Origin of the sequence: Treponema sp. JC4 (assembly GCF_000260795.1) — a bacterium.
Lineage (GTDB): Bacteria > Spirochaetota > Spirochaetia > Treponematales > Treponemataceae > Treponema_D.
On sequence record NZ_AJGU01000053.1, the window covers coordinates 1 to 9,158 of the forward strand.

Sequence of the window (9,158 nt, forward strand, 5' to 3'; positions counted from 1 at the left end):
ATAATCACAGATTACGGCTAGTTTTACATTATGCATTTTAATGTTATCAAGAAGTTCTTTTAAAGGTGGTAAAACAGGAACTCCGTGATATTCTTCGTAGCCCTTTGCTTCAGTATCAACAACAACAGCAGGATGATAGCCCAGGTAAGGATTTTTAATGAGTTTATCGATGATGAAATCTGCACTGTGGTTACTGCTGTAAATGATTGCAGGGACTCCCCACCAGCTGAAATGCCCGAAAAGGGTCTTTGCAAGTTCACGGAAACCTGGAAGAAGAATTGTTGCAACAGGGAAGGTTATTGCAAAAGCAAGAATAACAGCCTTGTCTGCAGAATCTTTAATCAAAGTCTGAACAATTTCATAATCGTTTATATCTGCAATGATAATTCCAAGTGTCATGGCTCCAAGAACAAAAAAAGTACAGCCGCAGAATTTTTTAACTTCTTCTGTCGGCGGAATCATAATGCCAGGATATAGACCAACAGCCGCAAAGGTAAGGGAAAAAACCGGTGTAAAAAAGAAATAGTAAATTACTGATTTAAAATTAAGTGATGATGTAAAAAGAAGGTTTACAATAAAAAATCCTATTGAAAGCGAAAGCATTACAACAAGCAGGTCTACAAAAAAAAGCGACAGGCCTGATATAAAAGAGCTTGTACGAGGATATTTGTACTTAAGATAATTCAGCAATTCTTCTGATGTCATAGTTTTCATAATACCTTAAAATGAAAAAAAGTACTATAAGTTACGCTTGTTTTATAGAAAGAAAATCATTAGAATTGCAATATATGAAACATTTAAGAAAGTTATTTGTTGTGTTTTTGATGACAAAAGTTTTACTTCCGCTTGCTTCTCAAGGGTACGGTTCACAACAGCTTGTTCCAGCAGGGCACTGGGTTTATGATTCTTTAAGTGCACTCTGTCTTGAAACAAAATTTCTTTCTATTGCTGATAATGCTCCATTAAGTGTAAAAGAAATAAAGTTTTACCTTTCCTGCATAGATTACGATTCCCTTTCATACGGCGGTAAAGTCCTTTACGATAAAACCCTTGAATATCTGAATCAGCACAAGTTTGCAATAAACCTTAAGCCCGTAAAAATCGGCCTTAACCTTAACCTGAACCCGACAGTACTTGCCCGCACAAATGATAATATCGAATGGTCCATGGCCACCGACTACACAGGAAAAGAAAATGAATATAAGGACGGCTATGCCGTAGAATCTTCTTATACAGGTAATGATTTTACAAATCCCCTGGCAGTAATACCGGTAACCTTTGATATAGACGACAAATTCATTATAGAAACTCAGTTTTCTCTGGGCCCAAGTCAGTTCGGCCTTTTAAAAGACAGTTACCTAAACCACAATCTCCGCTACGATTTGTCTCAGTATGATTTTTATACTCCAAAGGTTGCAAACGCATCTTTTACCCATGTATTTGATTCGGGCTGGGGCTTTAACCTGCACGTAGCAAGAAGCGGCCTGCAGATAGGCAATACCTCTACCGGTTCCATTATTTATAACTCTACCTTTGACACAAACGTTTACTTTCATACAGAAATCTTTTCGCGTCAGTTCAAGTATGAGATGAACGTAATAGAAGTAAACCATTCAGATAATGAAGAAAAGTTCATGTACCTGCACTCTATGGAAGTTATTCCATGGAAGTGGCTTAAAATCGGCTTTCTGGAAGGTACCCTTATCAACGGCGGTTTTTCTTTACGCTATATGAACCCTCTTATGATTCTGCATTCATTCGGCACCTGGACAGAACTGAACACAGAATGGGAAGAAAAAGTCTACGGAGAAGCCCACACCTGTGCCTATATGGGCCTGAGCCTGGAAATACTTCCTTGCCGCAACACCCGCATCTATGTTTTGTATTCACAGGATGAAATTCAGCCTCCAAACGAACTTACAAGCGACAATGGAAAATCAGTTCCTGACGGCTGGGGCTATCAGGCCGGAGTAGAAGTAAAGATACCTGAAGAACATGGCGGCTGGTACGCAGCAGGAATAGAAGCCATTTATACAACACCCTTCCTTTACATCAAGCAGGCAAAAGAATGGTCACTCTACAGCTACCGCTACAATATGCAGAGCAATGGTGACACACCTCTATGTTCATGGATAGGAACCCCATTCGGTCCTGATGCCATAGGCTTTCAGGCAAAGTTCGGCTACACCATGCCTAAAAAATGGAATGCAGAAGCAGACTATCTTTTTGTAGCCCACGGTACACATTCATTTGGAATATTCAGCCAGTATGCAGATGATGGCGAGGGTACTTATAACAGTTATTATCCGGCTGTAAAATTCAGAAACGGACTTTACTCTGCAGAAGATGCAGAAAAAGAAGCCCGCGACTTCCGCCTTACAGGCACAGTGCAGTTTACAAATCAGCTTGCAGTGAAGGGCAGTTACAGCTTTAATGACCACATAACAGCAAAAGCTCAGCTGATGTATCAGTTTGTATTTAATAATAATAATAAAAGCGGAAATTTTCAGCAGGGTATGGAAATTGCCCTGGCTTTGAATTGTTCACTTTTTTAATATAAAATAGCAGGTAGTTATGAAAAAATTATCAGTTTTAGTTTTAGTAAGTATTTTAGGCATTACAAATCTCTTTGCACAGAAAAACATTTCTGTAAGTATTTATGATGATGTTTACGAAATTATAGAACAGGCACAGCTTAAAGGGCTTTGTTCTACAATAAGCAGTGCAAAGCCTTATACCAGAGCCCAGATTACCAAGGCTATAAATGAGATTTACGACAGCGGCTATGAAATGACCGAGCGCGAAGCTAAAATCCTTGGCTTTTATGTCGATAAACTTCGCCCAAATGAAGAAGTAAAAAACAATATCTTTCATGCCCAGGTAAAAAATGATAATCCGGAACTTCCTCTCAGTTTTAATTATAACTTTGGCTTTGAAATGGAAGGGTCAATTGGACTGTATAATGAAAGTGATTACAATAAAAGTTATCTTTTTGAACTTATTCCAAGTTTTACCTTTGAAGGTGATCTGACAAAGTATTTCTCATATAACGTATTTGCTTTTTTTGATGGAACTAAGGCAAGTCTTGTAGAAGTTGGCGATTACTTTATCGGATACAGCTGGTTTGGAAACAGTAATTATACATCAGATGAACTTGTAGACTTTCTGGATGGCGTAGAAGGTGCAAGAGATCTTTCTCAGTACAAGCGAAAAATTACTAAAAAACTTTTGACCTCTTACATGCCATATAAATACAACAAACGCTGGGACGGTCAGGTATACTTTATTTCAAACCTGAGTGCATCAGGTCTTGAAGGCTGGCCTCAGGAATTAAGTGTAGGCGGCGGTATTAAGGGTGAAATTAACTTTTCTGTACTTGATGACAAACTGCTGGTTAAATTTGGCCGAGTAGACCGTGAATGGGCAGGTATGGATAACGGTTCCAGCCTTGTATTAAATGCACAGGCAGATCCATTCTTTGGACTTGAAACTTCCTTTGTTCTATTCCCATGGCTCAGATATTCATTTATGGTTGGCGGCCTTGAATATCCTAATCAGGATTATATTGCAGAAAATTCATGGCCGGAGGATTCCGGTTCTGCAGATGATACATATTTCTTTCAGAATGCATTTTCTATCAATATGATAGAAGTTGATTTTAAGTATCTTCACTGTGATTTTGGTAGTACTGTAGTATGGCCTAAACGCTTTGAACTTGGTTATATGTTCCCTCTTACAAACTATGTTGTTTATCAGAACAGTGTAGGTGATAACGATAACCTTGCTCTTTTTGGAGATATTCGTTTGCAGAAGGCAGGACTTGGACAGATCTGGTTCTCCGGCTATCTGGAAGAAGTTACAGCCCTTCTTAAGAGAAATATTTTTGAATCAACCAGAGCCATGTTTGCTTACCAGGCAGGTTTAAAATTCCCTATTCCAAAATTAAGCTGGGCTTCTTTTGCACTGCGCTATACCAAGGTTGAACCATACTGCTATACCCACCATTCCATCAACTATGCCCCTTGGTATAACCATTATATTTTTGAAAATTATACAAATGCCGGCAGCTGTATCGGTTACTATATGCCGCCTAACTCAGACGAACTTCTTGCAGAATTTAAATTCAATATAGATCCAACATTATCAGCTCATATCAATTATCAGTTCAGCCGTCACGGTGCAGATTATGGAAGCCAGCAGGTTCCGGGCAGCAACCTGTATTCAGAAATGTCTCCATATAACCGCAATGAACTTCAGAAATACTTCCTTCACGATGGTGCCTATAACTGGATCCATGCACTTACAATTGGTGGAAAGCTGCGCGTACAGGACCGTCACTGTCCTATAGAGATTACAGGAGATTTAGGACTTGTTTTGAGTTATTACACTGTAATTGATGAAAATGACTATAACAGAGATATAGCCGGTAATAACGGTAACTGTGCTAATGCCGGCTGGAGTACACCATACCACATTGCAAACTCAGAAGAGTATCCTACAACAATTGGTGTAGTAATTACTGTAGGATGTAAGTTCTTCTTTAAGTAAGCTTATTTTACACGGGCTCTTTCAACTGCATCCTGAACCGCTTCCTTAAATTCTTTCTGGAAGCGGTCTTCTGTAAATGATCTTGCGTGTTCAATTATCTCTTCTTTTACAAACTTATTCTGGGCATTAAGTTCTTCAAATTTTTCTATAGCCTGAGCAAGGCTGTCTGTTGTCTGCTGTTCAAAGAATAAACCGGTCTTTTCTGAAATAACTGTTTCTAAGGCGCCGCCGCGTCCGTATGCAATTACCGGGGTACCGCAGGCCTGAGCTTCAAGAGGTACAAAACCAAAGTCTTCTTCTGCACAGAAAAGCAGGGCCTTGCAGCGCTGCAGGTGGTCTTCAAGCACCTGGTCAGAGGCACGGCCAAGGAAAGTAATATTTTTATTGCCTTCTGCAAGCTTTTTAAGGTTTTCCATTTCGCTGCCGGCACCAATTACCACAAGCTTTTTACCAAGAAGTTTGCAGGCAGAAATTGCAAGATCTATTCTCTTGTAAGGAACTAATCTGCTGAATGCTACATAAAAATCTTCTCTTGGTTTATCACAAGGGTTAAAACGGCTTACATCTACAGGCAGATATATAACCCTTGCATCTCTGTTCCAGAATTTTTTAATTCTTCTTGCAATAAATTTTGAATTGGCAATTATTGTGTCAATTCTCTGACTGGAAACATAATCCCAGAGTCTTAATGCAGGAATCCATTTATTCATAAAAAAGCGGGTAATTCTTCCGCTTTTTTTTCTGTAATCAAAAAAGAGGTCCCATGCATAACGCATTGGAGAATGAATAAATGCAACATGAGGTACATAAGGTGGTGTAATAATTCCTTTTGCACAGCATGAAGAAGAAGAAATTACCAGATCAAATCCTGTAAAATCAAAAGATTCAAAAGCCTTTGGCATTAAAGTTAAAAGCTTGGTATAGAGTTTTGAAGAAAATGCAATCTTTTGAACAAATGATGTATGAATTGTATTGTTTGTAAAATGATTTCCGATTTTTTTCCTGTTATAAACAAGTGTAAAAATCTCTGCATCAGGATATATTTTTAAAAGATATTCCACAAAAAGTTCTGCGCCGCCATAATTTACAAGCCAGTCATGTACAATTGCTACTTTCATTTTATTTTGTCTCCAGAGAATTCATAATAATTGAATAAGTTTTTTCAAAAGAATACTTGTCAGGAATATTTAATGGTTCTTTAATGATATTTTCAATATCCAGCAGTTTCTGATATAGTTCTTCTGAATCTTCTGCTTTATAGAAGGTTACAGGAAAGTCCTCATAAATCTCTTTAAATACCGGAATGTCAGTCAAAATTACATGAGTTCCCAGATTAAGTGCTTCTAAAGGAGGCATTCCAAAACCTTCATATAAACTTGGCTGAACAAGAACCTTAGACTGCTTGTAAAGATTCTTTAAATCTTCATCAGTAATTTTTCCGGTAAAGGTTACTGAATTTTGCGGAGCAGAGTTTATTTTGTTAAATATCTGTTCGTCTGCAGTTCTAAAATTATCCTTATTTCCTACAATTACAAGAGATGATGATAATCCTTTTTCTTTTGCTTTTATAAAGGCATCTAATAGTGTAGAAAGTCCTTTATGTTTTTTTATATTTCCTACAAAAAGTATCTTGTCTTCTTTTGCTAAACTGCTGTCTGGCTTTTTATTTTCAAAAAACCAGTCTGGTAGTGCATTATAAGTACAGACAATATTCTTTTTACAGTGTAAATGATGCTTTATTCTTTGTGCAGAAAAATTAGAAACCGTAAAAATTTCTTTTGAATAAAAACAGGCTCTTTTGTAAAAGCATTTACGAATAAAGGTACCTGCTTTTGAAGCAAGACCAGGAACATCAAGAAAAACAACATCATGTATTGTTGTATAAAGTGGAATTTTTATTCCCCCGGGTACATTACAGTATGGGCTGTAATATAAGTCACATCTGTTAATTTTTTTTAATATTGCTTTAGGAAAGTTAAATATCTCTTTTAAAGAAAAAGGTTTTGTATTACAGATAACAATTTCTGCATTTTTTTCTGCAGAAAACTTTTTGAGCTGTTCACTGCTTCCAATCAAAAGACATTTATTATCCCTTAAAAAATGCGGGAGCAGGGCAGAAATATAAGAACCTATTCCTCCGCTTCCTATCATTCTGCAGTCAATGGCAATTTTCATTTGTGTAAATTCGCTTAGAGTTTCTTTCAGTTTTTCTGCAGTCTGCCGGTATGAATATTCCTTAAAAAGTCTTTCAGGGGCTTCTGTTTGATTTTTTAATAATTCTGAAAGTTTTACATCAGTATTATTACAGTCTATATAGTGGGCTGTATTACCATATAATTCAGGAAGAGATGCTGCATTACCAATTATAATTGGGGCTCCGCAGGCAAGTGCTTCTAAAGGCGGTATACCAAAGCCTTCGTAATAACTTGGAAATACAAAAGCTTTGCATTTCTGCATAAGTGCTTTTACCTGGGCATCGGACACATAGCCCAGCAGAACAACGTTTTTAAGAGTCTGCAGTTCTTTTAATTCATTGCTCACCATTCCGGAAATTGCTTTACCGGAAATTGCAAATCTTTCATCATGATTTTTTGATGCGTAATTACAGATCCATTTTAAGTTCTTTCTTTTTTGCAGGCTGCCAAGGGTAAAAAAATAATTTTTTTCTGTAAGTTCAGGATGCTCATCAAATATAGAATTATCAGCTTCAATATTTTTAATATGTTCCCAGCCGTTATAAATTACAGAAATGTCATCTTCTTTTACATGGTAGGTACTGCTTATCTGTTTTTTACTAAAGTTACTTACAGTAAGAAGTTTTTTTGCATGCTTAGCACAATGTTTATACATCATGCACATATACAGTCGGATTAATTTTTCTTTTTTTGATGTAAAATCTTTTGGGTATAGTTTTGCATATATGTCATGAATAAAAACAATACCCGGCTTAAAAAGAGGAGTAACATTTGCAAAATCTAAAGGAATAGACTTAGTCTTAAAGAGATATAAAGAAAAAAAGATATGTTCCCATAAAGGAAAAATCTTACAGCTTTTATTACTCCTTACAACTTTGATATTTTCAAAATCAGGAATAAATTTTGCATTCTTTGGAACTAAGATAGAAAGCGAATCTTTTTCTATAATTTTATCTAATCTTATAGTAGTTTCATATGCAAAACGTTCTATACCTGTAAGATTTCTGCACAGAAAGTCACCGTTTATTGTGATATTTTTAATCACTTTGAAAGTTCCTCTACAGTTTTAATCATAAAGTCTGCTGTAAGTTTTCCTGATTCTCCAATATGCTGCCATGCTTCATCACGTGCTTTATGACGCAGCTGAGCCAGTTCAGGATTATCAGAAGCATTCTGAATAACTTCTTTAATATTAGAAAAATCTTTTTCTTCTATCTTTATACCAATTTTTTTAAGTGTATCAAACTGCCAGATTTCATGGTTAAGATCATAAGCATCATAAGGCATAAGATCCATTTCTGCATTTGCATACATAACAGGCTTGTCGCAAAGGAAGGTGTAATCCCAGATAATACCGGAAAAGTCTGTAATCATGATATCTGCTTTTTTAAGGGAATAACAATTGTCACGTTCACTATCCCATATAATATTGGCAGTATCCTTGTATTTTTCTTCCAGTTTTGTAAGCATGTCTGCTTCGCTGATTCTTGACTGTGGGTGAGGTCGTATAATAATGTTCCAGCCTGTCTTTGCAAGAGGATCAAGAAGTTTTTCACCGTAAAGACTTAATAATGCAGACTTACCCCATGAAGGAGATACCAGTACTGTAAACTTATGATTTTCTTCTGCAGGAATTGCTTCCATCTTCTTTTTGAATACATCAAGATAAGTACAGCCAACTGTAACAAGCTCTTTTTCAGGTAAGTTTCTTTTATGTTCAAGTTCACGAATATCTGCAAACTGGTAATCGCCTGTACAGAGAATAGAATCAAAATAGTCAATTCCAAAAAGACGATACATTGTTGCATCACCGGGTGCATGGAGTATATGAGCATAATGTTTTACATTGCGGCTTCGCTTTAACTGGTATACCTGAAGTCCCGGTGTTGTCATTAATACAATACCGGCAGAAAGCATATTTAATTTTGCAAAAGCCCTGTTTCCTTCGCCAATTACTTCGGGGTGAACATACTGATATTTTTCTGCAAAAACAGGATCCTTATCATTTGCAACATAGTAAGTAATATCTGTCTGTCTCTTTTCAAATTCATCAAGAACAGGTTTAAAGATATTCCAGTAACGTTTATCTTCACAGAAAATTACATAAGGCTTGTAAGATTTGTCTGTTTTAGCAGCATCTTTTCCGCCTGTAAGAAAAAGCTTTATTTTAAGCCAGAGTGCCTTAACAAGAAAGAATAAAGTTGCACATGCTCCAATAAGAATAGAAAAGAGCATGCTTCCCGTACCAGGGTCTATATAAAGTGGTAAAAACATATTTCCTCCAGATAATTTACAAATTATTTATTAAGTTTGCTCCAGTTGGAATCAATAAAAATATCATCTTTTACTGTATACCAGCTTGAATTTTTTACTGTAAAAATATTTGAACTCTTACTCTGATATGGCATAAAGAGG

Annotated in this window: 6 protein-coding genes; 2 read left to right on the top strand and 4 right to left on the bottom strand. The window is 36.4% G+C overall.

Going from position 1 to position 9,158, the window contains the following annotated elements:
* A partial coding sequence (locus tag MSI_RS12175; RefSeq protein ID WP_039924873.1) for a hypothetical protein occupies positions 1–705 on the bottom strand: 705 nt, incomplete at its 3' end.
* Positions 706–788: 83 nt separating this feature from the next.
* On the opposite strand from MSI_RS12175, the gene MSI_RS12180 reads away from it, so the two are divergent.
* Complete coding sequence (locus MSI_RS12180) at positions 789–2,555, top strand: hypothetical protein (RefSeq protein ID WP_192807769.1); 1,767 nt, start codon at positions 789–791, stop codon at positions 2,553–2,555.
* 19 nt (positions 2,556–2,574) lie between these two features.
* A complete protein-coding gene (locus tag MSI_RS12185) occupies positions 2,575–4,548 on the top strand; it encodes a hypothetical protein (protein ID WP_009107513.1) in 1,974 nt (657 codons plus the stop codon).
* 2 nt (positions 4,549–4,550) lie between these two features.
* On the opposite strand, the gene MSI_RS12190 is transcribed toward MSI_RS12185, so the two are convergent.
* Genes MSI_RS12190 through MSI_RS12205 form a run of 3 tightly spaced genes read right to left on the bottom strand, consistent with a single transcriptional unit; the run spans position 4,551 to position 9,017 of the window.
* Positions 4,551–5,666, bottom strand: coding sequence for a glycosyltransferase (locus tag MSI_RS12190; RefSeq protein WP_009107515.1), 1,116 nt, complete (start codon positions 5,664–5,666; stop codon positions 4,551–4,553).
* 1 nt (position 5,667) lies between these two features.
* A complete protein-coding gene (locus tag MSI_RS15065; RefSeq protein ID WP_009107517.1) occupies positions 5,668–7,788 on the bottom strand; it encodes a glycosyltransferase family 1 protein in 2,121 nt (706 codons plus the stop codon).
* Positions 7,785–9,017: a CDP-glycerol glycerophosphotransferase family protein gene (locus MSI_RS12205; protein ID WP_009107519.1), complete on the bottom strand. Its 1,233-nt coding sequence runs from the start codon at positions 9,015–9,017 to the stop codon at positions 7,785–7,787. The genes MSI_RS15065 and MSI_RS12205 overlap by 4 nt, the downstream gene beginning before the upstream one ends.
* Positions 9,018–9,158 lie beyond the last annotated feature (141 nt).

Excerpts from the sequence above, each read along its gene's own strand:
- MSI_RS12180 (WP_192807769.1), top strand. The coding sequence starts at position 789 with ATGAAACATTTAAGAAAGTTATTTGTTGTGTTTTTGATGACAAAAGTT.
- MSI_RS12205 (WP_009107519.1), bottom strand. The coding sequence starts at position 9,017 with ATGTTTTTACCACTTTATATAGACCCTGGTACGGGAAGCATGCTCTTT.
- MSI_RS12185 (WP_009107513.1), top strand. The coding sequence starts at position 2,575 with ATGAAAAAATTATCAGTTTTAGTTTTAGTAAGTATTTTAGGCATTACA.
- MSI_RS12190 (WP_009107515.1), bottom strand. The coding sequence starts at position 5,666 with ATGAAAGTAGCAATTGTACATGACTGGCTTGTAAATTATGGCGGCGCA.